This is a genomic window from Streptomyces sp. rh34, assembly GCF_002551245.1.
Taxonomy (GTDB): domain Bacteria; phylum Actinomycetota; class Actinomycetes; order Streptomycetales; family Streptomycetaceae; genus Streptomyces.
The window spans coordinates 1-512 of sequence record NZ_NTGZ01000599.1 but is presented as its reverse complement, the minus strand read 5'-3'; the positions used below and the strand labels follow the sequence as shown (position 1 = coordinate 512).

Below are 512 nucleotides of genomic sequence, written 5' to 3'. Positions count from 1 at the left end.
CCCCCGGCGCCCGCGGACGCGGCGCCCGGAACGGGCCGTACCGCTCTGCACGGCCACGGCTAGCGGTCCAAGCGGCGGTTCCCGACAGCGGCATCCGGCGTCGCCGGCCCCCGGCGTCACCGCCCCCGGCCCGCCGTCCCCTCACCCACACCACCACTCCGGCCCGCTGAGCGCCGGATCTCACCGTCGCCTCCGGCGCTCGCCGGACGCGAGAGTCACGATCGGCTCCACAGCACCACGCGGCCCACGGCGCACCCGCCCGTGCCGCCTCCCGGCGACGGCCGCACCAGCCGGCCTGCGCCGCACTCGAAGGGATCATCGTGAAGCTGAGCGACCTCATGGCCGGGCAGGACCACCACGTGCTGCGGGGAATCCCCGCCCGCACGGACGTCACCGCCGGAGCGACGTTCGACGCGGACCGGGTCACCCCCGGCTCCGTCTTCGCCGCGGTGCCCGGCCACGCCGCCGGCGGCCCCGAAGCCGTCGCCCCTGTCTCTTATACACATCTCTGA

At 76.4% G+C, this 512-nt stretch carries 1 pseudogene; it reads left to right on the top strand.

What is annotated here, in order from left to right:
* Positions 1–320 precede the first annotated feature (320 nt).
* Positions 321–491 (top strand): annotated as a pseudogene (locus CR470_RS38405) (UDP-N-acetylmuramoyl-L-alanyl-D-glutamate--2,6-diaminopimelate ligase); the annotation flags it as partial.
* Positions 492–512 lie beyond the last annotated feature (21 nt).